This is a genomic window from Ahrensia marina, from assembly GCF_001293565.1.
Classification (GTDB): domain Bacteria; phylum Pseudomonadota; class Alphaproteobacteria; order Rhizobiales; family Rhizobiaceae; genus Ahrensia; species Ahrensia marina.
This window is the reverse complement of record NZ_JXMU01000011.1, coordinates 35,800-61,628: the sequence shown is the minus strand read 5'-3', so window position 1 is coordinate 61,628 and position 25,829 is coordinate 35,800. Positions and strand designations below refer to the sequence as shown.

Here is a 25,829-nt window from a genome sequence, read left to right as displayed (position 1 = left end):
GGGCGTTTAAACTCCTAAGGACTTGAGTTTGCGGTGTAACGCAGAGCGCTCCATACCGATAAATTCAGCCGTACGTGAGATATTGCCGCCAAACCGCGATATCTGCGCCAAAAGGTAATCCCGCTCAAAACGTTCACGCGCTTCGCGCAGCGGTAACGACATAATATGCGTATCTGACTCTGTTGGCGCTTTTGGCAAATTCTCGCTAAGCTCGGCGGGTAATTTACCCACTGTGACCGGAATTTCATCGCTTTCATCGCGAGTCAAGATCATGATGCGCTCGATGGTGTTGCGCAATTGACGAATATTGCCGGGCCAGGAATGTGCCTGCAAAACAGCCATTGCATCATCATCAATGATTTTTGCGCGGATGCCCGTCTGTGCGGATATTTGCTTCATAAACGCTTGGACAAGCACGGTGATATCTTCACGCCTTGCTGTGAGCGGCGGCACGTCAATCGGCACGACAGCCAACCGGTTAAATAAATCCCGGCGAAACTTGCCTTCTTCAATCAGTTGCTCAAGGTCAAATGCGGTGGATGAGATGATCCGTACGTCAACTTTAACACGCCTAACCCCGCCTACACGTTCAAATTCCTGCTCTACAAGAACCCGCAAAATCTTGGATTGTGTTTCGAGTGGCATATCGGCAATTTCATCAAGGTACAAAATGCCGCCATGCGCCTGTTCGAGCGCACCTACTTTGCGTTCTGTACCATCAGGCTCGGTGCCAAACAGCTCAATTTCCATCCGGCTCGGCGTAATGGCCGCCGCATTGATCGAAATAAACGCGCTTTTAGCGCGCGATGAAGCCGCATGTATTGCTCTTGCGACAAGTTCTTTTCCCGCACCGGTCGGCCCTTTGATAAGCACACGGCTATTGGTTGGCGCAACGCGGTCAATGCTCTGTCGCAAGCCCATCATGGCCGCCGAGTTACCAAGCAGTTCCTTGGAGTCAGACGACCGTTTTTTAAGCTCGGAAATTTCACGGCGCATTGAACTGGTTTCAAGCGCCCGCTCGGCCACCAGAACAAGGCGGTCAACTTTGAATGGTTTTTCAATATAATCAAAAGCACCGCGACGTATGGCCGAAACAGCTGTCTCAATATTGCCGTGGCCGGAAATCATGACGACAGGCAATCCGGGATGCATGGCCTGAATTTCATCAAGTAAACCAAGTCCATCAAGCTTACTGCCCTGCATCCAGATATCAAGAAACACCAAGCGCGGCACACGATCGGAAATCGCAGCAAGCGCGCTGTCACTGTCATAGGCGGTTCGAGTCTCATGTCCTTCATCTTCCAGAATACCGGATACGATATCACGAATATCGGCTTCATCATCGACGATGAGAATATCTGCTTTCATACTGAATTCTCCACACTTGGCGTGTTTTTATCTATTTTATTGTCTGCTGCTGTCTCGTTGAACGCAGCTTCGCTTTTTGGGAAAATCATACGCACCATGGCACCGACTCCCTCATGATGTTCATGTGGGGCATCATGAAGCTCGAGACGGCCATGATGATCTTCCATAATTTTGCGCACAATCGCCAATCCGAGCCCTGTTCCCTTCTCACGGGTGGTCATATAGGGCTCAAGCAAGCGTTGACGATTGGCTTTTGGAAATCCGCGACCATTGTCGATTACATCCAAATGAATCCACTGACCGTTGGCCGCATATGCACGAATCAAAATATGTCCCTGCACATCCTCGAGCCGTTCTTCCAGAATTCTGCCTTCCACTGCTTCAGAGGCATTTTTGATAACATTGCCAACCGCCTGTCCAATCAGACGATCATCAAGCAGACATTTCAAAGGCTCTTCACCAAAATCATGGTCAAACTTGATTTCATTGCGGCTAACTTCAACCAGAAACGCAGCTTCTTTAATGACCGTGCGCAAGTCCTGCATTTCCATGACAGGTTTTGGCATTCGCGCAAAAGACGAAAACTCGTCGACCATGCGGCCAATATCACCAACCTGCCGGATTATTGTGTCCGTACATTGATCAAAGACGGTGCGATCTTCATCGGCAATTTGTTTGCCGAACCTGCGACGGATGCGCTCTGCAGAAAGCTGGATCGGTGTCAGCGGGTTTTTAATTTCATGCGCAATACGGCGGGCAACATCTGCCCAAGCACTGGAGCGCTGCGCCTCCATAAGATCGGATATGTCATCGATCGTCAGAACATCCGTGTTTGAACGCCCGGGCTCATCATCGTCGTCCTGACCGGGATTTTTACGGTCTAATGTCAATTGCACATTGAGAACGCGCTCACGGCCGGCATTATCAAGAAAAGTCACCTGCCTGCGCAAATCATCGCGGTCATTTGCGGCCATATCCGCATATGCTTCCGCAAGAGCCGGTGATATATCCTTTAACGGCCGGCCGATAATCTGCTGATTATTGCCGACAAGAATTTGCGCTGCAGAACTATTGGCCACATGAACCAATCCGGTTCGTCCGACCCCGAGAACACCCGCAGACACCCCGGATAGAACAGCTTCCGAGAACCTTCGGCGTTCATCAATTGTATCACGCGCAGTTAGAAGATCATCGCGCTGTGTCTTTAACTGAACAATCATATCATTGAATGTTTCGCCAAGATGCGCCACATCGCCATCGGTAGCACGCACCGGCACCCGCACTTCAAGATTACCGCCTGCCACTTCGTCAGACGCTGTAATCAATTGCCTGATCGGCCGCACAATACGGTTGGCAACAGCGATACCTGTCCAGATTGCTGAAAGCAGCATGATCAACGTTAGCCCGAAATAAAGAATCGCAAATGCGAGTTGAAGAACGGGACGGTTGCCTTCAAGGTTACTGTATTCCAGACGGTTCTGTTCCATCAAACGAACCGCATTGAGCGCGTCCGCATCCACACTGCGCACCGTATAAAGCATCGCATTGTCGATATCGCGCAACATAATCAGAGCGCCCACGAGATTTGTCACCCCAGGCGGGATAATCACAGGCGCACCGTCTTTCGCCGTTTCAAGCGCATCTGCTGGCGGCAAAGGAAGCGGCTCGCTGGTTGCAATATCAGCGCTATGAATAACAGTGCCATTGGGCCGAATAACAGAAGCGCCAAGCATCCCGCGCCCTTTGGCTTGCTGTGTTAGAAAATTGCGAAACCCACGCTGATCAAGCCGAAATAGACGCACCTGATTATCCAGCGAGAACGCCATATTGATAGAAGCATCCCTTAGATTGATCGCATTTTCGTTGATATAACTTTCAGCGACCTCTTTGGATGACTCAACAATCGTTCTTGTGCGAATCTCGAACCATCGGTCCAGCCCTAGGTCCAGTGTAATGCCGGCAACGATAGCAACAGCCAATGCGGGAGCAGCGGCAATAATCGAGAACAGCGTAACGATACGCACATGCAAACGCGCACCGGCACGACCATAACGCCGGGCGTCAGTAATACGCTTCAACTCAATACCAATAAGGACCAGCAGTCCGACCACAAACAGGCCGTTTATAACAACAGCAGCAACAGCCACAGTATTGTCTGGACGAATCGGCGTCAGCCCAATCAAAATCACAAATGAAGCAATGGCGACAATAACAGCGGCAAAAACCAGAATGAAGCCGTAGCGTAAAACTGTCCTACCAGGTGCAAGACCGGAAACCGGCGTCATCATTTCTTTGTCGAGAGAGACCATTCTGCGATTCAATCCAGCCTTTTCGTAGTGAGGCGATTGTGCAACAGATTGTGGCCATTTCGCAACATAAATGACCTCTCACCAAAATTATTTCAGTGAATTCTCTTATCCCTTGAAAACGCTGACACCCAGATCGCGGATTTTCTTTCTAAGTGTATTTCTGTTCAGGCCCAGCACATCGGCAGCCTTGATCTGATTGCCGCGTGTCGCGGTCAATGTGGCCATCAAAAGCGGATATTCCAGTTCAGACAAAAGCCTGTGATAAAGACCGGGAGGAGGCAGGCTATCACCAAACGAATTAAAATACTTTTGCATATTCAGTTCAACGGCCTGCGCGATCGTTAGATCTGTATTGCTCTCAGTGCTGCCAATATCCGGCGTACTGCCCTCTTCCGTACTTTGCAGTTCTACGGAAACGACATCAGCGGTGATTTCGTCTTGCGGATAGAGCGCCGCCAATCTGCGCACCAGATTTTCAAGTTCGCGCACATTGCCCGGCCAAGAATAGCGCGACAGCGTTTCGATAGCCTCCGGCAGCAACCTTTTCTCCTCAAGCCCTTCTTCTTGTACTTTTTTCAAGAAATGGCCAACGAGATCAGGAATGTCCTGAATACGCTCACGCAGCGGGGGAATGCGCAGCGGCACGACATTTAGCCGGTAATACAAATCTTCGCGAAACAGTCCTTGATTGATAAGACTGCGCAATTCTTTGTTGGTCGCCGTTACAATACGGACATTGGTCCGGATCGGCGTACGTCCACCCACCGTGGTGTATTCGCCTTGCTGTAAAACGCGCAGCAAACGGGTTTGCGCATCCATGGGCATATCGCCGATCTCATCAAGAAACAGCGTCCCGTTTTCAGCCTGCTCAAAACGGCCGGTCGCACGGCTATGTGCGCCTGTGAACGCCCCTTTTTCATGGCCGAACAATTCCGATTCGATCAGATCACGCGGAATAGCCGCCATATTGATCGCAACAAACGGGCCTTTTTTGCGCTTGCCATATTCATGCAATGCGCGGGCAACAAGTTCTTTGCCTGTCCCGGATTCGCCGTTGATCAATACCGTCAAATCAGACTGCATCATGCGGGCCAGCACACGGTAAATCTCCTGCATTGCCGGAGAACGGCCTACAAGCGGCATGGATTCGTCTTTTGCCGCGACCGCATTGTCGCTGCTTGACGGTTTTCGCCGCCCTTCCTGTAAAGCCCGCTCGATAATCGCCGTCAGTTCGACAAGATCAAACGGTTTGGGCAGATATTCATATGCACCGTTTTCCGAGGCTCTAATGGCGGTCATAAATGTGTTTTGCGCACTCATGACAATAATCGGCAGGTCCGGTCGCATTTTCTTCATCCGGGGGAGAAGATCGAACAGATTTTCATCCGGCATAACGACATCGCTGATGACGCAGTCACCCTCACCTTCGGCAACCCAGCGCCATAGCGTCGATGCATTGGACGTGATGCGGACATCATACCCTGCCCGCGACAGCGCCTGACTGAGCACCGTGCGAATGGCTGCATCATCATCAGCGACTAGAATTGTTCCGTTCATTGCATCTACCTAAAAACGTTAGCTCAGCGCCTTGGGCGCGGTGGGCATCAAAATCTTAAACTTGGTGTTTCCCGGCTGGCTGTCGCATTCGATCACGCCGCCATGCGCGCCGACAATCTTTGCCACTAGAGCAAGTCCGAGGCCTGATCCATTTGTTTTTGTTGTAATAAAGGGGTCGAACATGAAGTTCTGAATCTCTTCAGTGACCCCCGGTCCATTATCCTGAACCGAAAACTCAAGCGGCAGAGAAACACGCTCGTTCAGCCCAGGTATGGAGAGCCGAACACCGGGCTGGTACGCAGTCTTAAGTTTTATTTTCGGGTTTTCGACATTCGCCACAGCTTCACAGGCATTTTTTACAAGGTTCAAAAACACCTGAATGAGTTGATCCTGATTACCGGCGACATAAGGCAAGGACGGGTCAAAGTCCTGCTTGAACTCGATATCGCGCCCAAAGCCGGATTTAGCAATTTGCTGCACACGGTCCAAAACCACATGAATGTTCACCGGATCGCGGTCCAACGGACGCTCATCTGAAAACACTTCCATTTTATCGACAAGCTGGACAATCCGGTCGCTTTCATCCTTAATCAATTGCGCCAAAGCGCGGTCTTCATCGCTCAAAACAGTTTCAAGCAATTGCGCCGCGCCGCGTATCCCTGACAGTGGATTCTTGATCTCGTGACCAAGCATAGAGGCCAAGCCGGTCACAGAACGCGCGGCACCGCGATGCGTCATTTGACGGTCAAACTTTTCGGCCATCGAACGCTCTCGGAACACGATCACCATCGCGCCTTCTTCTTCAGCAACCGGTGTCACATGAATATCGACAATGCGCTCCAACCCTAAGCGCGGAGACGATACGTCTACCCGATACTCATTGGTTGGTGATTGGGCGGCGCGGACTTGATCAATCAGCGTAAGTAACGGATTTGAAAACCCGACAAATTCATCAATTTTAAAGTTTGAGAGATTGGCCATGGAGGAAGAGAAAAAATACTCAGCTTCCAGATTGGCAAAAGTAATCAGGTTTTCATGGTTTATCATGATGACCGGATCGCGCAGATTATCCAAAACACGGCGCGCATTTTCTGCCTGACTGGCATTTTTACTATCAGCTTTCATTATGCAGCCACCGCCTTGTTATCGCGAAAATTTTCAAACAGTGTACGTAAAAGCGGAATGACCTTCTCAGGTAAATGTGACCGCATGATTTCCTGCCTCTGTTCCGCAACAATTTGCGTCTGAGGTAAAAGACCATCAATGTACCAGCCTAAATGCTTGCGCGCATGGCGGGTTCCGACACGCTCGCCATAATGGGAAAGCATGGCATCGTAGTGCGCAATGACATAATCTGCCGCATTGAAGGATGGGTCAGCCGTAAATGGTTCCAGTCCCGCAGAAGCACGCGCAATATCGCCAACGATCCATGGCGCGCCCTGACCGGCTCGGCCAACCATAACCGCATCCGCGCCTGATTTTGACCGCGCTTCTTCTGCCGAAGACAGATCGACAATATCGCCATTGACGACCAGCGGAACATCAACTTCGTCGCGAACAGCCAAAACAGCGTCCCAATCTGCGCTTCCCTCATAAAACTGACAGCGTGTGCGCCCGTGAACAGTGATCATTTGAACGCCTGCATCGACAGCGCGCCTTGCCAGCTCAGGCGCATTGATTGTTTCGTCATCCCAGCCCAAACGCATTTTGAGCGTCACCGGAACATTAACGGCCGCAATGGCCGCATCCACCAAGGTCATGGCATGATCAAGGTCACGCATGAGCGCCGAGCCGGATGCTTTTCCCGTCACCTTTCGCGCCGGACATCCCATATTTATGTCGATAATTTCAGCGCCGTTTGCTTCGGCCATTTTCGCCGCTTCGCCCATCCAGTGCGCTTCAAATCCAGCAAGTTGAAGCATCACCGGTCCAGCTTCTTCGGAAAGAGAGCGCCGCATGGATTCGTCAGATGAATAGCACAGTTCGCGGCTCGCAATCATCTCACTGACAACAATACCGGCACCGCCTGCCCAACTGCGCTGGCGAAATGGCAGGTCGCTCACGCCTGACAATGGTGCAGCCAGAACGCGATTTCGAACAGAAATATTGCCGATCTGGAATGGTTGGTGCAAAGCTGCGGTCAAATGATCGTCCATTTTTTAAGCATTTATAGCAATTGCCCATTCTTTATACAATATAGACCAATTGCGCAATCGAGTACCTGTGATAAAGGTCGCAAAACTTCATCGGCATATAGACACTTAAATTAAGACGTAAATTATTTTGTCAGTATTTTTGCAACAATCTGTAGGCTTGGTAATCGTGGCCGCCGGTCGCGGCGAACGCGCAGGCGCTCAACACGGCCCAAAGCAGTACCGTGAACTCGGCGCCGGTACCGTAATCGAGCAAACCCTATCGCGCTTTTCCGATTTCATTCCCGCTACGAACACATCTATCGTTATCCATGCCGACGATGCGGCGTTGCTCAAACAGGCAACGGCAAATATCGATACATCGCAGATGACAATTGTCACCGGCGGCGTGACAAGGCAGGAATCGGTTCACGCAGGCTTGCAAGCCTTATATGAAGCGGCTCCGCACATCACACATGTTCTGATACATGATGCCGCCCGCCCTTTTGTGAATGACGATCTCATGTTCCGCATTCTTGAAGAACTGGGCGCAAATCCTGAAGACGGGGTTTTGCCGACAATTGCGGTGTCCGAGACACTTAAAACTGTTTCGGATGGCATTGTGACCGGTACCGCATCTCGCAAAGACATGCACCGTGCGCAGACACCGCAAGCCTTTCCATTTGGTACAATTTTAAACCTGCACGACAAAGCGAAATCACAATCCATTTCGGATTTTACCGACGATGCGGCGCTATTTGAATGGGCAGGCATGACAGTTCGGATTGTTGAAGGCGAAGCCGCCAATATTAAACTGACTTACCCGCAAGACTTTAATGGGCAGGCGCCAATGAACAATAATTCTGTACCCGATATTCGCACAGGAAACGGCTACGATGTTCACCGCTTTGAAGAAGGTGATAAAGTCATTTTATGCGGCGTAGAAATTGAATTTCATAAAAAACTATCCGGTCATTCGGATGCAGATGTGGGTCTTCATGCGCTGACGGACGCATTGCTTGCGACATGCGGTGCTGGCGACATCGGCGATCATTTCCCGCCTAGCGATGAAAAATGGCGCGGCATGGCAAGTCACATCTTTTTATCCGAAGCCGTCAAAATTGTGCGGCAAAATGGCGGCACAATAATGAACGCGGATGTAACTTTGGTAACAGAAGCACCCAAGATTGCGCCGTATCGCATGGCTATGCGTGAAAAACTAAGTGAATTGCTGGGCATTTCTCTGGAACGGTGCTCTGTCAAAGCAACAACAAATGAAAAAATGGGCTTTATTGGCCGTGAGGAAGGCATCATGGCACTTGCAACGGCCAGTATCGCCTATGGAGAAAAATCATGAATGACGACGCCCCTATTCACGATAATCCCTTAAGCGCACTGGCACTTGAAGTTGTCGAAAACTTTTCCGCACGCGGGTTTACAGTCGCAACGGCTGAAAGTTGTACAGGCGGACTGATTGCGGGCATGATTACTGATATTCCCGGTTCAAGCAAAGTTCTGGACCGTGGCTATGTCACCTATTCCAATGACGCTAAAATCGAGATGCTTTCAGTACCCGAAGAATTCTTCGACGAGGACGGCCCGGGCGCTGTCTCCGAAGAAGTTGCCGAAGCAATGGCGAAAAACGCCTTACAGAAAAGCTCGACCGATATTGCGATTTCAGTGACAGGAATAGCCGGACCGGGCGGTGCCACAGAAGATAAGCCGGTTGGTCTTGTCTGGTTTGGCTGCGCCTGCGACTGGGCGCCGACATTTACAATCAGCCGCTATTTTGACGATAATGGCCGTGATGCTATTCGCGCCGAAACAGTTATGACAGCTTTGATGATCCTGATCGAAACTTTGAAAGAAGCACCGGACAAAGAACCGGATCAAGACGAGGCATAAATCTCGTCAGCCCGCTTTTCAAATGCTTCTGCAAACATACGAAATGCACGGTCGAACATCGAGCCCATCAACATACCGAGCATTTTGCTCTTGAACTCATAATCAATGTAGAAATGTACATCTGAAGTGCCGTCACCAATGTCGGTAAACGTCCAACGATTGTCGAGATATTTAAACGGCCCGTCAACATAAGACACATCAATCCGGTTCTCATTGGCGTTAAGCAGAACCCGACTGGTAAACGTCTCCCGTATTGCCTTGTATCCAACAGTCATATCCGCAACGAGCATCTTTTTATCGTCACGCTGGCGCGTATCACGGACACTCAGCGCCTCGCATAGCGGTAAAAATTCCGGATATTTCTCCACGTCAGCAATTAAAGCAAACATTTGGTCTGCGCTGTGGTTGACGCGGCGCGTGGTCTTGAAACTTGGCATATTACTTTGCTGCGGTCAGCTTTGCTTCGCGATTTGCGCGCAGTTTTTCAAAATCTGCTCCCGCATGGTGCGACGAACGCGTAAGCGGAGAAGCGGAAACCATCAGGAAACCTTTTGTATAAGCAACTGTCTCAAATGACTTGAACTCATCAGGGGTAATAAAACGCATTACCTCATGGTGCTTTTTGGTCGGCTGCAAATATTGGCCGATCGTCAGGAAGTCGACATCGGCAATGCGCAGATCGTCCATCAATTGCAACACTTCGTTTCGCTCTTCGCCAAGTCCAACCATAATTCCGGACTTTGTGAAGATTGATGGGTCAAGTTCTTTAACCCGCTGTAGAAGGCGGATTGAATGGAAATAGCGCGCGCCGGGGCGCACTTTGAGATAGTTGGACGGCACAGTTTCAAGATTGTGGTTGAATACGTCTGGTTTGGCCGCAACAACAGCCTCAAGCGCACCTTCTTTGCGAAGAAAGTCCGGTGTCAGTATCTCAACAGTGGTACCGGGAGAATATTCGCGGATAGCATGAATAACATCAACGAAGTGCTGCGCACCGCCATCGGCCAAATCATCGCGGTCAACAGAAGTGATTACAACGTGATTGAGCCCCATGGTTTTGACCGCTTTGGCAACATTGACCGGCTCGTCTTTATCAAGGGCGCCGGGCATACCGGTTGCAACATTACAGAAAGCACAGGCGCGTGTGCAGATTTCTCCCATAATCATGAATGAGGCGTGCTTTTGCTCCCAACATTCACCGATATTGGGGCACCCTGCTTCACCGCAAACAGTTACAAGGTTGTGAGATTTCACAATCTTGTTTGTCTCGTGAAACCCTTTGGAAGTAGGCGCTTTAACCCGAATCCAGTCCGGTTTTTTCAACCGTGTCGGCTGGTCCGGACGATGGGCCTTTTCAGGGTGGCGCATTTTACCGGAAGGCTTTGTTGTATCGAGAACCGTAACCATTCGGACAACCTAACTCTCTTTAGTTTTTCGATGCCATGGACATTGCTTTAAACAAAAGCAGCCAAATGGCTCCAAATAAAAATCCTGCAACGGCCGCAATGCCGGTCACGTACCAGACACCTGTCCAGCCTTCAACCAAAACCCCGTTAAACGTCACACCGCCATTTTGCATCGCTGCAAATGAAGCAAGAAAACCCATTACCGTGAATAATATGATACTCACACGCAGAATTTTCCACCCCGCCGACCGCCAAATACCGGCATTGCCGCCGCGTATAATGCCGCGGCGTTTTTGCCCGTTAGGCATTGAGCGCACGCCCATAAGCATCCAGCACACTTTCCTTCATCATTTCCGACAATGTCGGATGCGGGAAGATTGTGTGCATCAATTCTTCTTCAGTCGTCTCAAGGTTCATCGCAACAACAAAGCCTTGAATTAGCTCGGTTACTTCCGCGCCGACAAGATGCGCACCGATCAACTGGCCGGTCTTCTTATTAAAAATCGTCTTGACCATGCCGTTGTCTTCGCCAAGCGCAATAGCCTTGCCATTGGCATTGAACATGTAGCGGCCAACGCGGACATCAATGCCGGCTTCCTTGGCTTTGGCTTCCGTCAATCCAACAGAGGCAACCTGCGGGTGACAATATGTACAGCCTGGAATCTTGTCATTTTCCATAGGGTGAACATTCGGCACACCGGCAATTTTTTCAATACAGATCACACCTTCATGCTCGGCCTTATGCGCCAGCATTGGCGGTCCGGCGACATCGCCAATTGCGTAGATACCTTCGACATTGGTTTTGCCGTAACCGTCGATCACGATACAGCCGCTATCCGTTTTCACGCCAAGGTCTTCAAGGCCCAATCCGTCAATATTACCCTGAACACCCACAGCCGAAATCATACGGTCGGCTTCCATCGGTGTTACTTTGCCGTCTTTGCCTTCAACATGGGCAACAATCGAGTTTGATTTCTTCTCAACCTTGCTGACTTTTGCTTCGGTGATGATTTTAAGGCCATATTTTTCAAGCGCTTTGCGCGCTATGCCGGAAATCTCAGCGTCTTCTACAGGCATGATATTTGGCATAAGTTCGACGACAGTCACATCGCAGCCCATGGAATTGTAAAATGATGCAAATTCGATACCGATCGCACCGGAACCCATAACGATCAGCTTTTTCGGCAGTTCCTGCGGGATCATTGCTTCAAAGTAAGTCCAGATCAACTTGCCGTCCGGCTCGATGCCCGGCAATGCGCGCGGACGGGCTCCGGTAGCAACAATAATATGCTTGGCGGTGTAATCGCCCTCGCCTTTAACATTTTTGGGTACCGGATTTTGCGGCTCCATAATCTTTTTCGTTGGTTTGCCAACCTTGATTTTGCCTTTACCGGCAAGCTTGGCCTCGCCCCAAATCACGTCGATCTTGTTTTTCTTCATTAGAAAACCGACGCCGCCATTCAAACGTGCAGACACGCCGCGTGAACGTTTGACAACCTCTTTGACATCGGCAGTCATTTTTCCGTCAAGCTTCAAACCATATTCAGAAGCGCGATTGGCATAGTCCATCATTTCGCCTGAGCGCAGCAGCGCTTTGGTAGGAATACAGCCCCAGTTAAGACAAATACCGCCCAAATGTTCGCGCTCTACAATACCAACTTTCATGCCAAGCTGCGCAGCGCGGATCGCCGTTACATAACCGCCGGGACCGGAACCGATAATCAGTACGTCATAATTATTGTCAGCCATTTTAGCTTCTCCGTGTCAAAGCGGATTTAAACCGCAAGTAATTTCTTCACGTGGGGTGCAAGCGCCACGCCGATTTTCTTTGTGTTTTCAGCGTCCAGATGAACGCCATCAAGTGTTGAGGCTTCAGCCACAGTGCCAGCATCGAAAAAGGCAACGTCCATTTCCCTGGCAAGCTTTTCGTATAGGCTGGCCAGTTTCCGGCTTTCTTCAATGCCGCCGTCAAACATGGCGCGAAATTCAGGGTCATCACTTTCCACTAAAGGCGGCGGTGCAACGATGAGAACTTTTGCGCGGTGCCCGTTTGAAAGCCCCTGCATATGGTTTTTGGCAATTTGCGTTAGGCGGCGAACACCCTGCAAAGCGCCAATCGCAGTACCGCAAATATGCGGCTTCATATCATTGGCTCCCAAAAGAATGATCACCAGATCAACCGGCGCGTACGTGTTGATAATTGTCGGTAAAATACGCACACCATTGCGGTCGCAATCCGCCAGATATTCGTCATAAGCGGTTGTACGGCCTCGCAAGCCGTTGGTGATAACCGTGACGCTATCACCCAGTGCCGCAGCCAATACGTCAGGCCAGCGATGGCTGGCAGGATGGCGACCGCCCGTTTCAGGGCATGAACCCCATGTCAGCGAGTCGCCATATGCGAGGACCGTTTTCATGATGGCTTAAACCAACATACCCATCGGGTTTTCAATGTAGTTTTTGAACGCACCAAGCAATTCTGCGCCCAGTGCACCATCCACACAGCGATGGTCTGTCGAAAGCGTGACGCTCATCACGGTTGCAACTTTCAATTCACCATCCTTGACAACCGGACGCTGCTCACCGGCACCAATCGCAAGAATTGTCGCGTGAGGTGGATTAACAACCGCAGAGAAGTTCTTCACGCCCATCATACCCATATTGGATACAGCGGTTGTGCCGCCCTGATATTCGGTTGGAGCCAGTTTCTTTTCTTTGGCGCGCTTGCCCAAATCTTTCATTTCGTTGGAAATGACAGACAGCGTTTTGGTTTCCGCTTTGCGCACGATTGGCGTAATCAAGCCGCCCGGAATAGAAACAGCTACACCCACATCGGCATGTTTGTGCTTGACCATATTCTCGTCGGTCCACGACACATTGGCATCCGGCACATCGCGCAAGGCAAGCGCCAAGGCTTTGATCACCATGTCATTGACAGAAAGCTTGTAGGCAGGCTTTTCATCTTTCACTGGTGCAGATTTGTTGAGCTGCGAGCGCAATGAAAGCAGTGCATCTAATTCGCAATCCATCGTCACATAGAAATGCGGAATGGTCTGCTTGGATTCCTGTAAACGTTTGGCGATGGTCTTGCGCATACCGTCATGCTTGACCAGTTCGTAAGAACCTTCTTCGAAGTTTTTGAGAATTGCCTCTGAGGAAGCGCCCAAAGGCATTGCTGTTGCAGCTTGTGGCGCATCGGCTTTGGATTTCGCGCCGCTTGCAATCGCTTCTTCGACATCGCGTTTAACAATACGGCCTTTCGGACCGGAGCCGGAAATGGCCGTAATATCAACGCCTTCATTTTTGGCAATACGCCGTGCCAGAGGCGATGCGAAGATTTTCTCGCCGTCTTTCGTTGGCACGGGACCGGCAGAGCCGCCTTTATCGTCGCTCAAAGGCTTGGAGTCAGCCGCCGATGTTTTAGCCTTCGGTGTCGGCGCTTCGTCTGAAGAGGTCTCGGCTTTGGATTCAGCCTCTTCCTTCTTGTCAGATGAACTGTCTTTCTTGGCTGGCGTGTCACCGGCAGATTGCGCTGCCTCAGAAGCATCTTCGCCGTCTTCGGCAAGAACCGCAATCACTGCATTGACCTTCACACCTTCGGTGCCTTCATCAACGAGGATTTTGGCAATCGTGCCTTCATCAACCGCTTCGACTTCCATTGTCGCCTTGTCGGTTTCAATTTCCGCGATCACATCACCGGGGCCGACCTTGTCACCTTCTTTGACCAACCATTTGGCAAGATTGCCTTCTTCCATGGTGGGCGAAAGTGCGGGCATCGTAATATTTATTGGCATGATAGACCTCCTTAACCCGCGTAAGTGACGGCTTTGACAGCATCAATGACTTCATCAACATTCGGCAATGCCAGTTTTTCAAGATTGGCCGCATATGGCATCGGTACATCTTTACCGCAGATCGAAATGACCGGCGCATCCAAATAGTCAAACGCTTCACGCTGCACTTTGTTGGCGATAAAATCACCGACAGATGATTGCGGGAAGCCTTCTTCAACAGTGACCAAACGGCCTGTCTTTTTAACGCTTTCCAAAATGGCTGGCATATCCATCGGGCGGATTGTCCGCAGATCGATCAATTCACAATCAATACCCTGCTCTGCCAGCGCGTCCACCGCTTTGATTGCATAGGACATGCCGATACCGAAGGAGACAACGGTACAGTCACTGCCTGATTTATGGATACGGGCTTTGCCGATCGGCAAAACAAAATCATCCATATCCGGCACGTCGAAGCTTTGACCGTACAATACCTCGTTTTCAAGGAAAATGACCGGATTGGGATCGCGGATGGCTGCTTTCAGCAAACCTTTGGCATCTGCTGCGGTGTAAGGCATCACAACCTTGAGCCCCGGCACATGGCTATACCAGGCTGCATAGCATTGGGAGTGCTGGGCGGCGACACGCGCTGCCGCACCATTTGGACCGCGGAACACCATTGGCGCGCCCATCTGTCCGCCGGACATATAAAGTGTTTTGGCAGCAGAGTTGATGATCTGGTCAATCGCCTGCATGGCAAAGTTGAATGTCATGAACTCAACAATCGGACGCAGGCCGGTCATCGCAGCGCCGACACCGACACCGGCAAAGCCATGCTCTGTAATCGGCGTATCAACGACACGGCGCGCACCGAATTCATCAAGCAAACCTTGCGTAACTTTATAGGCACCTTGATATTCGGCCACCTCTTCACCCATGACGAACACGTCATCATTGGCACGCATTTCCTCGGCCATCGCATCGCGCAAAGCAACACGGACCGTTGTGGACACCATTTTTGTACCTTCCGGAATATCAGGATCAGACGCGACATCAACGGCGATAGGTTCGGCCGGCGCAGACGCAGACTTCGATTCATCACCGGATTTTTCCGCTTTTGCTTCAGAAGGTTCTTCTTTTGGCGACGATTTTTCCGAACCAATATCGTCCGCGCTTTCGCCTTCTTCTAAGAGAACCGCGATAACAGCGTTGACTTTGACGTTCTCGGTACCTTCCTCAACAACGATTTTACCGATGGTTCCCTCGTCAACGGCCTCCACTTCCATGGTAGCCTTGTCTGTTTCAATTTCGGCAATCACATCGCCCGGGCCGACTTTGTCGCCCTCTTTAACGGTCCATTTGGCCAGATTGCCTTCTTCCATTGTCGGAGAAAGCGCAGGCATAAGAATATCGATAGGCATGTCTGGTATCTCCCCTTAAAGCAAAATGTCTGTGTAAAGTTCAGAAGCATCCGGCTCGGGGCTGTTTTGCGCAAAGTCTGCGGCATCAACCACGATTTCCCGAATTTCTTTATCAATGACCTTCAAATCATCTTCAGAGGCCATTTTCTCACCCAGAATGCGTTGTTTGACCTGTTCAATCGGATCCTGCTCGGAGCGCATTTTTTGCACTTCATCCTTGGTGCGGTATTTGGCCGGATCAGACATGGAGTGGCCACGGTAACGATATGTCATCATTTCAAGAATGATCGGGCCATCGCCTTTTTTGCAGTGGTCAAGCGCATATTCCGATGCTGATTTCACAGCCCGAACGTCCATACCGTCAACCTGAATACCGGGAATGCCGAACGACACACCGCGCATTGAGAAATCAAGCTGCGCCGCATGGCGTTTGGTTGAAGTACCCATCGCATAGCGGTTGTTTTCAATCACATAGATGGCGGGCAACTTCCAAAGAGCCGCCATATTGAAGCTTTCGTAGACTTGGCCCTGGTTGGCAGCGCCATCACCACAGAAAGACACAGAGACATTACCATTATCGCGATATTTGTTTGCGAAAGCCAATCCGGTACCTAGCGACACCTGCGCGCCGACAATACCGTGACCGCCGTAAAAGTTCTTCTCACGGCTGAACATGTGCATCGAGCCGCCCTTGCCGCGCGAATAACCGTCAATTCGGCCGGTCAGCTCTGCCATAACGCCGCGGCTTTCCATACCCATTGCAAGCATATGTCCATGGTCACGATAGGCAGTAATCATCTGATCACCGTCTTCCATATTCATCTGGATGCCGGTAACAACCGCTTCCTGACCAATATAAAGGTGACAAAAACCACCGATTTGACCCATGCCATAAAGCTGTCCGGCTTTTTCTTCAAAACGCCGGATCAACAGCATATCGCGATATGCTTTTAATTCTTCATCTTTGGAAAACTTTGCCGGCGCCGGAGCCGGAATGGAACCGAGCAAAGCATGCTCGTCCGCTTTTTTTGATGCAGATTTACGCGTGCGCGCCGCCATGAAAGGCCTCCCTTACATTGAATAATCCCTAATTACACTAACGTAGACAAAGGGAGTTGCAAGAGGCATTTTTGCATAAGTCGCACACGATAAGTGACTATTATTGCTACAAAATAGTACAATTAACCAACATTAAGTTAATTGCTGCTGTGCAGCATAATTAACTCATTGGATCGCGTTAAACCGAGTGAGCGACGCGCTGTTTCGTCAATTAAATCGCGTTCAAGAGAGCCGTCACTTAGAAGTTTTGTGCGTGTTTGCATTTCGGCGCGCCGCTTCTCCAGCGATGCCAATTCTACTTTAAGCTCTGATATTTTAGAATCATAGCGCTCGCTGGAATTAAGACCCAGTGTTCCATTAACAGCATGAAACACAAAATATCCGAGCAAACAGCATGCCAATACCGGCACGACGACAACGCGCAATTTTGATCTCTTATACTGCCTAGTCCACATATACTCACCTGAAAGCAATCACTCGTGGCAAGGTATAAGGTCTTGGTTAAGGCCGACTCAAAAAACATAGCTAACAAAACGTAAAGAGCCGCGCTTTGAACACTCAAAACGCGGCTCTGATATTGATTTTAAGCGGTGTTATTTTCGCAAAATTGAACGTCCGGCGTAATGCGCATAATTTCCAAGCTCTTCTTCAATACGGATAAGCTGGTTGTATTTAGCGAGCCGGTCTGAACGGGCCAAAGAGCCGGTTTTGATCTGACCGCAATTGGTTGCGACTGCCAGATCGGCGATGGTCGCATCTTCAGTCTCACCAGAGCGGTGAGACATCACAGCTGTGTAACCGGCCTTGTGCGCAAGTTCCACAGCATCCAAAGTCTCGGAAAGTGTGCCAATCTGGTTAACTTTGATGAGGATGGAGTTCGCCACCCCTTTTTCAATACCGGATTTTAGGCGTTTCGTGTTGGTCACAAACAAATCGTCACCAACAAGCTGACATGATGATCCAATGAGTGCTGTCAATTCAGCCCAACCATCCCAATCATCTTCATCCATACCATCTTCGATTGAAATGATCGGATAGTCTTCTGTCAGCTTGGCCAGATATTTTGCCTGTTCGGAAGGTGTACGCGTAACGCCCTCGCCCTTATAGACATAATTCCCATCTTTAAAGAATTCGGATGCGGCACAATCAAGCGCGATAAACATATCTTCGCCCGGCTTGTATCCAGCTTCCTTGATTGAATCCATAATGAAATCAAGCGCGTCAATAGCACTGGAAAGGTTTGGTGCGAAACCGCCTTCATCACCGACAGATGTATTATGGCCTGCAACAGACAGACGTTTTTTCAGAATATGGAAAACTTCCGAACCCATGCGCACAGCATCTTCAAGCGTTTCAGCACCGACGGGAGAGATCATGAACTCCTGAAAGTCGATCGGATTGTCCGCATGTTCACCGCCATTAATAATGTTCATCATCGGCACCGGCAAAATGCGCGCATTAGGACCGCCAACATATTTATAAAGCGGCAAACCAAGATAGTTTGCTGCCGCATGAGCAACGGCCAGAGATACGCCAAGAATAGCATTGGCGCCAAAATTGGCTTTATTCTCGGTTCCATCGAGTTCGATCATGGTTTCGTCGATCTGGCGCTGCTGTGTGGCATCCATCCCGCCGAGCGCGTCGAAAATAGGTCCATTGATCGCGTCAATCGCCTTTGAAACACCTTTGCCGCCGTAGCGGTTTCCGCCATCGCGCAACTCAACGGCCTCATATGCGCCGGTTGAAGCACCGGATGGCACAGCGGCACGGCCAAGTGTGCCATCTTCAAGAATAACGTCGACCTCCACCGTAGGATTGCCGCGGCTGTCAAAAATCTGGCGGCCAATAATGTCGATAATTGCAGTCATATCTTTTTCCTTGTTATCCGAAGTCAAGCATCCCGCCTTGCATAGACGAGAGTTTAAAAATGTAAAATAGTGCTACAGTCGTTTTCATTGGTCTGACACAAATCAAAGCAAGAATTCCGAGCAAAGCACTACAGCCGGCAGATTAGGCGGACTTTGCCAAGGCATCAAAAGCCATCAATTGTTTCAGCAAAGATTTCATGTCTTTCAAATGCACCATATTGGGTCCGTCAGAAGGCGCATTGTCGGGATCCTGATGCGTTTCAATGAATACGCCTGCAATGCCAACAGCCACCGCAGCTTTGGACAAATAAGGCACCATACGGCGATCACCACCGGAAGATGTACCCTGCCCGCCCGGCTGTTGGACCGAATGCGTCGCGTCAAAAATCACCGGCGCTCCTGTCTCGGCCATGATGGGCAGCGCGCGCATATCGGAGACAAGCGTATTATAGCCGAAACTCGCACCGCGCTCCGTCAGCATGACATTGGGGTTGTCGCTGTCTGTGACTTTTTTTAAGACGTTTTTCATGTCCCAAGGGGCTAGAAACTGGCCCTTTTTCACATTGACAACTTTGCCGGTTTCGGCAGCGGCCACGAGCAGATCTGTCTGTCGGCACAAAAAGGCTGGAATTTGTAAAACGTCACACACTTCGCCTACAGGCGCACACTGTTCGGCAGTATGGACATCGGTCAGTACCGGTAGATCAAGACTTGTCTTGATTTCCGAGAAAACATCCATTGCCTTTTCAAGGCCCAATCCACGTTGACCCGATATAGAAGTGCGGTTGGCTTTATCGTAGGACGTCTTAAAGACATAGCCGATACCAAGTTCGGCACAAATCTCCTTCATCGCAGACGCCATTTCAATCGCGTGATCGCGGCTTTCCATCTGGCAAGGGCCGGCAATTAACGATAAAGGCAGATCATTGCCAAATGTTACTGATCCGGCTTTGACAGTCTTGTTAACTTGAACACTCATTTTTCGCTCTAAATCTCTGATACATTAAATGCGAGAAAAGCACCCTGTCCAGGCGCAGGATCAACCACTAAATAGCGCCCCATATCGCGTGGTTTCACACCGCCATCAGCAAGCGCTTTTTCCAGTTTAGCGCGATCGTCCACAGCCAGCACGATACCTTCGCAGCGCAGGCCACGTTCAGCGCTTTGGCGGGATGCACCAAACATCACCTTCAAACCTTCGGGTGTCAGCACATTAAAGTTCACATTGGACGCTGAAATTTCCATACCGAAAGAATGGGACGGCGTATCCCGGTTGCCGATGACCGGTTGTAAATAATACTGGAAGTCTGACGGGACAAATTCAGACAGGATAACTTCCTTTATACCGGTCACGCCATTGGCGTGATTTTTCAAGGCAGTCTTATCTATCTTAGGTGCTTTGATATTCTGGCACGCAAAAAGCGTTATGTCGGGTGCGCGCAAATCGCGCGTGAAAACCAGTTCAAAGGAGCCCTCTTCTTCAGCCCCTTCCGGCGTTTTGAACAGACGTGAAAAAGTTAGATTTTCACCTGCCAAGATACCTTTGGATTTGAAAATCTGTCTGTCGGCTGCAGCATCCTTGCTTACAAAACCAAGAGCTGAAAATCCGTTCTCGCCATTGCGAAACCGGTATGCCTGATCAACAGCGGTAAACATATTGCCTGCAAGTGCTGTCGCTTCGCAGTCCTCGCGCTGGCCGATCGCCAATGGCTCAAGATAGGTTGCGTCATTGAAAAAAACGCAGGCATTTTCTGTACCGAAAGGATGGCGCGCATCGGGCGCCACTGTAAAGCCGAGCGCCTGATACCGCTCGCGGCTAGCCTCAAGGCTTTCGACTGGTAGAACCGCATGATCAAAGAATTTTGCTGTCATCGATTTTCCGCTTTCTGAATCTGATGAAGCTCTGCCCGATTTCTCAATCAACCGCAAGCGCACCACCGGACGAACCGGCAATTTGAAACTTTATTGCCCTGCCACTCGTCTACTCTATAGTTATAGTTGGAGGAAATGCGAATGATAATGAAATTATTTCGAAGCGCTCTTATCGTGGCTGCTTTGTTGTTCGCTCCTGTGACGGCACTTGCACAATCAGATAACAATGCAGCGCGCAGCGTAATTACGGACCAGCTCGAGGCTTTTATTGCCCGTGATTTCGATCGAGCCTACTCATTTGCGTCTGACAACATAAAAGGGTTCTTTCCCACCGTTGAACAGTTCATGGCGATGGTTCAGGGCGGTTACCTTCCCGTATTAAGGCCGGGCAATTACGCCTTTGGTAATACGGAAGATCTGGCAGAAGGCCGCATCAAACAGGATGTTCTTATTCGCGCGCCGGACGGTTCCGACTGGACCGCGGTCTACTACATGCAACGACAGCCGGATGGAACTTGGAAAGTGGATGGCGTAAATCTGCGCAAAGGCGCGGCAGGCATGACTTGAGGCTTCAACCTTTCCTATTTGTAATGTTGAAGACACTATTCTTGTCGACTTTGAGGCATATTTAAAATTAGAGCTTTCAAATTCCGACCGGAGAATCATGATGAGAAGTAACATTATCACCCGTCGTGCGATATTGACTGCTGGCAGCGCCGCACTCACAGTTGGCGTATCAGGATTGATCGTTCCGGCAAAAGCGCAAGGCCTTGCACCTACGCCGACGATGCGCGGTGGCTCCAACAATTATCGCCCGAACGCGCCAATCGTTGAACGTATTGGTGGCGGCGGCTTTACAATGACAGGCACAGTACGCCGTGCAAGCGATGGTATGCCATTGGCTGGACAGCGCATTCAAATCTGGGCACATACAACCGAAGGCCATGAGCGCGATGAGCGAAGCCATGGTGCCACATTGACCGACGAAAATGGTGTGTTCACAATGGATATGCCGCAAATTGTGCCAGCCTTCGGCCAGGCTCATGGTCATCTGGCATCTGAAAACGAAGGCTTTGAAACAGTATTTCTACGGCCACTATTAGACAGCCCAGACCAGAAGTCGCTCACCGCAGATTTTGTTTTGGTCACAGTTTAGTTGAGACACAAGAAATGGGCGCTACCCGTACTGGTTTAATATGGGGAGCACTGGCGACAGCGCTATGTGCGCCACTTCTAGCTGCCGGTTTCAGCCCGCTTCTTCAATACAGACAGCCGATTTACATTATCGCTGGTTTCGCTGGCATAGCCGGACTGGCTTTACTATTGCTTCAACCAATTTTGGCTGGCAACTATTTACCCGACATATCAGCAAAGCGTGCTCGAAAAATTCACAAAATTATCGGTATCGCTCTGGTGCTGATGGTCCTAGCGCATGTCATCGGTCTTTGGATTACCAGTCCACCAGATGTCATCGATGCATTGCTGTTTAGATCGCCTACCCCTTTTTCAATTTGGGGTGTAACCGCTATGTGGGCTGTGTTTGCTACGGCCATTCTTGCCGCACTCCGGCGAAAACTCCGCATTAGACTGCATTCTTGGCGCTATGCACATATGATGCTGGCGGTCATCATCGTAATCGGGACGGTAGTTCATGCCCTAATGATTGATGGCACAATGGAGTTCTACACCAAGATTGCGTTATGCGCTTTGGTTGTCGTGGCAACAGCAATAAGAGCTAAGCAGTTATTTTTTAAGAGCTAGAGGGCATCAATATCACCTGCCGCCCATCGCGCTTCGGTTTCTTCCGCAAACTGTGCAAAGTTATTATTTGATATAGCGTCTCTAATACCTGCCATAAGATGTTGATAATAAGCAATATTGTGCCAACTGAGCAACATCATTCCAAGCATCTCATTTGAGCGGATGAGGTGGTGCAGATAGGCACGGGAATAAGAATTCGACGCCGTGCAATTAACGCCCTCATCCAACGGCCGGGTATCTTCGGCATGGCGTGCATTCTTAAGATTCACACGCCCGCGTGTCGTAAAGGCCAGACCATGGCGTCCCGAACGTGTCGGCATAACGCAGTCAAACATGTCCACGCCATGTGCCACAGAGCGCAATAAATCCTGCGGCGTACCGACACCCATGAGATAGCGCGGCTTCGTGGTCGGCAAAATCGGGCAGACAACATCCAGCATCGCCAGCATAACTTCTTGCGGTTCGCCAACAGCAAGCCCGCCGATCGAGTACCCTTTCAGATCCATGTCGACTAGAGCTTGTGCGGATTGCTCGCGCAGACCGACATTGTCACCGCCTTGCACAATACCAAACATCGCTTTACCGGGCTGGTTGCCGAAAGCTGTTTTGCACCGCTCGGCCCAGCGCAAGGACAGCTCCATCGCGCTTTTCATAGTGTCATGATCGGCGGGTAGCGCCACACATTCATCGAGTTGCATCTGAATGTCAGAACCAAGCAAGCCTTGGATTTCGATTGAGCGTTCCGGTGACATCTCAAACAATTTTCCATCGACATGGCTTTTGAACGTAACGCCCTCTTCGCTTATCTTGCGCAAGGCCGACAGGCTCATAACCTGAAAGCCGCCGCTATCGGTCAGAATTGGGCCATCCCAACCAATAAATTTATGCAAGCCCCCAAGCCGGTCCATGCGCTCGGCACCAGGGCGCAGCATCAAGTGATATGTATTGCCCAAGATTATATCAGCACCGGCATCCTTAACTTGATCGAGATAAAGTCCCTTTACCGTTCCAACGGTCCCCACAGGCATAAAGGCAGGCGTTTGAATGTCGCCGCGGCCTGTATGGACCGTCCCGCGCCGCGCCATACCGTCACTATTATGTAGCGTGAAGCCAAAATCTTGTGTCATTCTTCTGAACCTTCAGGAAAAAGCAGGCTTGAATCGCCATATGAATAGAACCGGTAATCGTGCGTTTTTGCATGTTCGTAGGCTTTGCGCATATTCTCATATCCCGCAAAGGCGCTTACCAGCATCATCAAGGTTGACCGTGGCAGATGGAAATTGGTCATCAGCAAGTCAACAAATTTAAATTTATAACCGGGCGTAATAAATATATCGGTTGCGCCGCGCCAGGCAGACAATGTTCCGTCACTGTTCGCAGCGCTCTCAAGCAAACGCAGCGATGTCGTACCGACAGCAACGATGCGCCCGCCAGCCTGTTTTACAGCATTGAGACGCTGAGCCACGTCATCGGATATCGTTCCAATTTCCGAATGCATCTTATGGTCTTTTGTGTCGTCTACTTTAACAGGCAGAAACGTACCGGCACCGACATGCAGCGTTACGAATTCGCGCTTGATACCGGCTTTGTCCAATGAATTAAAAAGCCTATCGGTAAAATGCAAACCGGCGGTCGGCGCTGCCACAGCACCATCCTCACGCGCATAGATTGTTTGATAGTCTTTCAGGTCTTTACCGTCGTCTTCCCGCTTGGCGGCGATATATGGCGGTAACGGCACATGCCCGACTGCCATAATTGCCGTATCAAGTTCCGGTCCGGTACGATTAAAAACAAGCCGCACCTCGCCGCCATCCAGTTTTTCGGCGATACGGGCCGTCAAATCGGCGCCGAATGTAACAGAATCGCCCACGCGCAGTTTTTTTGCCCCTTTGGCAAATGCATTCCAGCTATCAGCGGCGCCGCGAAGATGAAGTGTAAAGCCGACCTCTGCGCCAGGTGCGCCATCGCGCTCGCGAATGCCATTGAGCTGCGCGGGAATGACTTTTGTATCATTGAAAACAAGGCAGTCACCGGCCTTTAAAAATTGAGCCAGATTGCTGACTTGTGAATCTTCACGGCCGGACGGTTTAACAACCAGCAATTTCGCACTGTCGCGCGGTTCAGCCGGACGCAATGCAATATGCTTTTCCGGCAATTCGAAATCAAAATCATTAACGCGCATTGGCGAAGTCCAAACATACAAAAGGCAGGCCCTCAATCGAAAGCCTGCCTAATAAGCTATTATTGCAAACTCTTACAAATCAGCAGCGATTTTTGCTGTTGTAATTGAATCAGGCATTTGAACCGGTTCACCGCGCTTAAGCTGGTCAACATTTTCCATGCCTTCAATGACCTGGCCCCAAACAGTGTATTGCTTGTTCAAAAAGCTGGCATCGTCAAAAACAATGAAGAACTGTGAATTCGCAGAGTTCGGGTTTTGCGCACGCGCCATAGAACAGGCACCGCGTCCATGATTTTCATCAGAAAATTCCTGCGCAAGGTCCGGCTTGTCCGAACCACCCATACCGGCACGGTTGGCGTCAAATGAAGCGCCGCCCTGCTTGCCGAATTTAACATCACCTGTTTGCGCCATGAAACCGTCGATAACGCGGTGGAAAACCACACCGTCATATTCGCCCGCACGCGCAAGTTCCTTGATACGCGTAACATGGTTGGGAGCAAGATCGGGACGCATTTCAATAACCACCTCGCCCTTGGTTGTATCCAGGATGAGTGTATTTTCCGGGTCTTTATAAGCCAAAATTTATTCCTTCGTTTTGGGATATTAAAATAATCGTGACATGTCCCTATTATTTGTCGGCGGCAATCTCAACCTTGATCATGCGATCCGGGTTAGAAACTGAACCGGATTGACCGGAACCGCGCTTGATACCGTCCACATATTCCATACCGCTCTCGACTTCACCCACAACAGTGTATTGACCATTGAGAAAGTCGCCATCAGCAAACATGATGAAAAATTGCGAATTAGCAGAGTTCGGGTCTTGTGCCCGTGCCATACCAACGATGCCGCGCTTGAAGTGCGTATCTGTAAATTCAGCTTCTATGTCGCCAAGATCGGAACCGCCCGTACCGGCCCGTTGCGCGCTGTAATTATCTTCCATATCGCCGTACTGAACATCGCCGGTTTGTGCCATAAAACCTTCAATGACGCGGTGAAAAGCAACATTGTCATATTCACCTGCACGTACAAGCTGCTTGATCTGTTCAACATGTTTCGGCGCAAGGTCAGGACGCAAACCAACAACGACTTCACCGGATTCAAGCGTAATGACCATCGTGTTCTCCGGCTCTGCTGCCCATGCAGCAACCGTAGAAGCCGCAGCAATCGTCATTGCTGTTAAGGCACCTGTAAAAAATTTTTCTAAACGCATAAA

The 25,829-nt window shown here is 50.2% G+C and carries 26 protein-coding genes; 5 read left to right on the top strand and 21 right to left on the bottom strand.

The window, feature by feature from the left end:
- Nucleotides 1-6: 6 nt before the first annotated feature.
- The 5 genes from ntrX to dusB all read right to left on the bottom strand — a co-directional run bounded on the left by ntrX (nucleotide 7) and on the right by dusB (nucleotide 7,390).
- Nucleotides 7-1,368, bottom strand: a complete 1,362-nt coding sequence (gene ntrX / locus SU32_RS08715) for a nitrogen assimilation response regulator NtrX (protein WP_053998970.1) — start codon at nucleotides 1,366-1,368, stop codon at nucleotides 7-9.
- Complete coding sequence (locus SU32_RS08710; RefSeq protein ID WP_053998969.1) at nucleotides 1,365-3,677, bottom strand: sensor histidine kinase NtrY-like; 2,313 nt, start codon at nucleotides 3,675-3,677, stop codon at nucleotides 1,365-1,367. The genes ntrX and SU32_RS08710 overlap by 4 nt, the downstream gene beginning before the upstream one ends.
- 105 nt (nucleotides 3,678-3,782) lie before the next feature.
- Nucleotides 3,783-5,234, bottom strand: coding sequence for a nitrogen regulation protein NR(I) (gene ntrC / locus SU32_RS08705; RefSeq protein WP_053998968.1), 1,452 nt, complete (start codon nucleotides 5,232-5,234; stop codon nucleotides 3,783-3,785).
- An 18-nt stretch (nucleotides 5,235-5,252) separates the two neighbouring features.
- A complete protein-coding gene (locus SU32_RS08700; protein WP_053998967.1) occupies nucleotides 5,253-6,359 on the bottom strand; it encodes a two-component system sensor histidine kinase NtrB in 1,107 nt (368 codons plus the stop codon).
- Nucleotides 6,359-7,390, bottom strand: a complete 1,032-nt coding sequence (dusB, locus tag SU32_RS08695; protein ID WP_053998966.1) for a tRNA dihydrouridine synthase DusB — start codon at nucleotides 7,388-7,390, stop codon at nucleotides 6,359-6,361. The genes SU32_RS08700 and dusB overlap by 1 nt, the downstream gene beginning before the upstream one ends.
- 139 nt (nucleotides 7,391-7,529) lie before the next feature.
- Between dusB and SU32_RS08690 the strand changes: the two genes are divergently transcribed.
- A complete protein-coding gene (locus SU32_RS08690) occupies nucleotides 7,530-8,723 on the top strand; it encodes a bifunctional 2-C-methyl-D-erythritol 4-phosphate cytidylyltransferase/2-C-methyl-D-erythritol 2,4-cyclodiphosphate synthase (RefSeq protein WP_201454904.1) in 1,194 nt (397 codons plus the stop codon).
- On the top strand, nucleotides 8,720-9,271 hold the full coding sequence (locus tag SU32_RS08685; protein WP_053998964.1) for a CinA family protein: 552 nt from the start codon (nucleotides 8,720-8,722) through the stop codon (nucleotides 9,269-9,271). Before SU32_RS08690 ends, SU32_RS08685 begins: the two co-directional genes overlap by 4 nt.
- Here SU32_RS08685 and SU32_RS08680 read toward each other — a convergent pair.
- The 12 genes from SU32_RS08680 to SU32_RS08625 all read right to left on the bottom strand — a co-directional run bounded on the left by SU32_RS08680 (nucleotide 9,256) and on the right by SU32_RS08625 (nucleotide 20,670).
- Complete coding sequence (locus SU32_RS08680; RefSeq protein WP_053998963.1) at nucleotides 9,256-9,708, bottom strand: type II toxin-antitoxin system RatA family toxin; 453 nt, start codon at nucleotides 9,706-9,708, stop codon at nucleotides 9,256-9,258. The genes SU32_RS08685 and SU32_RS08680 overlap by 16 nt on opposite strands.
- 1 nt (nucleotide 9,709) lies before the next feature.
- Complete coding sequence (gene lipA, locus SU32_RS08675; RefSeq protein WP_053998962.1) at nucleotides 9,710-10,678, bottom strand: lipoyl synthase; 969 nt, start codon at nucleotides 10,676-10,678, stop codon at nucleotides 9,710-9,712.
- Between the two features lie 19 nt (nucleotides 10,679-10,697).
- On the bottom strand, nucleotides 10,698-10,985 hold the full coding sequence (locus SU32_RS08670; RefSeq protein ID WP_144421082.1) for a hypothetical protein: 288 nt from the start codon (nucleotides 10,983-10,985) through the stop codon (nucleotides 10,698-10,700).
- Nucleotides 10,978-12,426, bottom strand: coding sequence for a dihydrolipoyl dehydrogenase (gene lpdA / locus SU32_RS08665; RefSeq protein WP_053998960.1), 1,449 nt, complete (start codon nucleotides 12,424-12,426; stop codon nucleotides 10,978-10,980). The genes SU32_RS08670 and lpdA overlap by 8 nt, the downstream gene beginning before the upstream one ends.
- Before the next feature lie 26 nt (nucleotides 12,427-12,452).
- Nucleotides 12,453-13,094, bottom strand: a complete 642-nt coding sequence (locus SU32_RS08660; RefSeq protein WP_053998959.1) for an SGNH/GDSL hydrolase family protein — start codon at nucleotides 13,092-13,094, stop codon at nucleotides 12,453-12,455.
- A gap of 6 nt (nucleotides 13,095-13,100) precedes the next feature.
- Complete coding sequence (locus tag SU32_RS08655; RefSeq protein WP_425394266.1) at nucleotides 13,101-14,432, bottom strand: pyruvate dehydrogenase complex dihydrolipoamide acetyltransferase; 1,332 nt, start codon at nucleotides 14,430-14,432, stop codon at nucleotides 13,101-13,103.
- A 50-nt stretch (nucleotides 14,433-14,482) separates the two neighbouring features.
- Nucleotides 14,483-15,871 (bottom strand): pyruvate dehydrogenase complex E1 component subunit beta, encoded by a 1,389-nt coding sequence (locus SU32_RS08650; protein ID WP_053998957.1) that lies wholly within the window; start codon nucleotides 15,869-15,871, stop codon nucleotides 14,483-14,485.
- Nucleotides 15,872-15,886: 15 nt separating this feature from the next.
- On the bottom strand, nucleotides 15,887-16,930 hold the full coding sequence (pdhA, locus tag SU32_RS08645) for a pyruvate dehydrogenase (acetyl-transferring) E1 component subunit alpha (RefSeq protein ID WP_053998956.1): 1,044 nt from the start codon (nucleotides 16,928-16,930) through the stop codon (nucleotides 15,887-15,889).
- Nucleotides 16,931-17,067: 137 nt separating this feature from the next.
- Nucleotides 17,068-17,355, bottom strand: coding sequence for an FtsB family cell division protein (locus tag SU32_RS08640; protein WP_053998955.1), 288 nt, complete (start codon nucleotides 17,353-17,355; stop codon nucleotides 17,068-17,070).
- A gap of 168 nt (nucleotides 17,356-17,523) precedes the next feature.
- Nucleotides 17,524-18,798, bottom strand: a complete 1,275-nt coding sequence (gene eno / locus SU32_RS08635) for a phosphopyruvate hydratase (protein ID WP_053998954.1) — start codon at nucleotides 18,796-18,798, stop codon at nucleotides 17,524-17,526.
- Nucleotides 18,799-18,940: 142 nt separating this feature from the next.
- Nucleotides 18,941-19,777, bottom strand: coding sequence for a 3-deoxy-8-phosphooctulonate synthase (gene kdsA, locus SU32_RS08630; protein WP_053998953.1), 837 nt, complete (start codon nucleotides 19,775-19,777; stop codon nucleotides 18,941-18,943).
- 8 nt (nucleotides 19,778-19,785) lie between these two features.
- Nucleotides 19,786-20,670, bottom strand: coding sequence for a VOC family protein (locus SU32_RS08625; RefSeq protein ID WP_053999070.1), 885 nt, complete (start codon nucleotides 20,668-20,670; stop codon nucleotides 19,786-19,788).
- A 141-nt stretch (nucleotides 20,671-20,811) separates the two neighbouring features.
- On the opposite strand from SU32_RS08625, the gene SU32_RS08620 reads away from it, so the two are divergent.
- The 3 genes from SU32_RS08620 to SU32_RS08610 all read left to right on the top strand — a co-directional run bounded on the left by SU32_RS08620 (nucleotide 20,812) and on the right by SU32_RS08610 (nucleotide 22,431).
- On the top strand, nucleotides 20,812-21,237 hold the full coding sequence (locus SU32_RS08620) for a DUF4864 domain-containing protein (protein WP_201454903.1): 426 nt from the start codon (nucleotides 20,812-20,814) through the stop codon (nucleotides 21,235-21,237).
- A 100-nt stretch (nucleotides 21,238-21,337) separates the two neighbouring features.
- On the top strand, nucleotides 21,338-21,826 hold the full coding sequence (locus SU32_RS08615; RefSeq protein WP_053998951.1) for a hypothetical protein: 489 nt from the start codon (nucleotides 21,338-21,340) through the stop codon (nucleotides 21,824-21,826).
- A gap of 14 nt (nucleotides 21,827-21,840) precedes the next feature.
- Nucleotides 21,841-22,431: a ferric reductase-like transmembrane domain-containing protein gene (locus tag SU32_RS08610; RefSeq protein WP_053998950.1), complete on the top strand. Its 591-nt coding sequence runs from the start codon at nucleotides 21,841-21,843 to the stop codon at nucleotides 22,429-22,431.
- Here the strand turns inward: SU32_RS08610 and tgt are convergent.
- The 4 genes from tgt to SU32_RS08590 all read right to left on the bottom strand — a co-directional run bounded on the left by tgt (nucleotide 22,428) and on the right by SU32_RS08590 (nucleotide 25,826).
- Nucleotides 22,428-23,558, bottom strand: coding sequence for a tRNA guanosine(34) transglycosylase Tgt (tgt, locus tag SU32_RS08605; protein WP_053998949.1), 1,131 nt, complete (start codon nucleotides 23,556-23,558; stop codon nucleotides 22,428-22,430). The two genes, SU32_RS08610 and tgt, sit on opposite strands and share 4 nt — an antisense overlap.
- Nucleotides 23,555-24,613, bottom strand: coding sequence for a tRNA preQ1(34) S-adenosylmethionine ribosyltransferase-isomerase QueA (gene queA, locus SU32_RS08600; RefSeq protein WP_053998948.1), 1,059 nt, complete (start codon nucleotides 24,611-24,613; stop codon nucleotides 23,555-23,557). The genes tgt and queA overlap by 4 nt, the downstream gene beginning before the upstream one ends.
- A 72-nt stretch (nucleotides 24,614-24,685) precedes the next feature.
- Nucleotides 24,686-25,192 carry a peptidylprolyl isomerase gene (locus SU32_RS08595; protein ID WP_053998947.1) on the bottom strand — a complete coding sequence of 169 codons (507 nt, stop codon included), beginning with the start codon at nucleotides 25,190-25,192 and terminating at the stop codon, nucleotides 24,686-24,688.
- Between the two features lie 49 nt (nucleotides 25,193-25,241).
- Nucleotides 25,242-25,826 (bottom strand): peptidylprolyl isomerase, encoded by a 585-nt coding sequence (locus tag SU32_RS08590; protein ID WP_053998946.1) that lies wholly within the window; start codon nucleotides 25,824-25,826, stop codon nucleotides 25,242-25,244.
- Nucleotides 25,827-25,829 lie beyond the last annotated feature (3 nt).